This window comes from Brevibacillus sp. SIMBA_040 (assembly GCF_046535075.1).
Classification (GTDB): domain Bacteria; phylum Bacillota; class Bacilli; order Brevibacillales; family Brevibacillaceae; genus Brevibacillus.
In genome coordinates, this window is record NZ_JAWRXI010000091.1 from 1 (window position 1) to 347 (window position 347).

Genomic DNA, 347 nt, shown 5'->3' on the forward strand with positions numbered 1-347 from the left:
CGCGCCTCCATGCATCAACCTCAAACAATAGGCGTAGGAGGATTAGCAAAGATGGCTACCCCACAAGAAAATTTGCTTGATTGGCTGCGAGATGCGCACGCGATGGAACAGCAAGCCGAGAAAATGCTCAAAGCCCAATCCGAGCGGTTGGAGCATTATCCGAAGCTCAAAGCCCGGATTGACTTTCACATTCAGGAGACGCTGGGTCAACAAACGCTGATTGAGGAATGTCTGAGCAGGCTCGGCGGCAGTTCATCCACGATCAAAGATATGACTGCTAAGTTAATGGCGTTTGGCCAAGCCGTTGGCGGGTCATAGATGAGTGATGAAGTCATCAAGGGGACGAT

Annotated in this window: 1 protein-coding gene; it reads left to right on the top strand. The window is 51.0% G+C overall.

The window, feature by feature from the left end; translation table 11 throughout:
• On the top strand, positions 1–318 hold a 318-nt coding region (locus SB752_RS32105; RefSeq protein WP_410719453.1), incomplete at its 5' end, for a DUF892 family protein.
• Positions 319–347 lie beyond the last annotated feature (29 nt).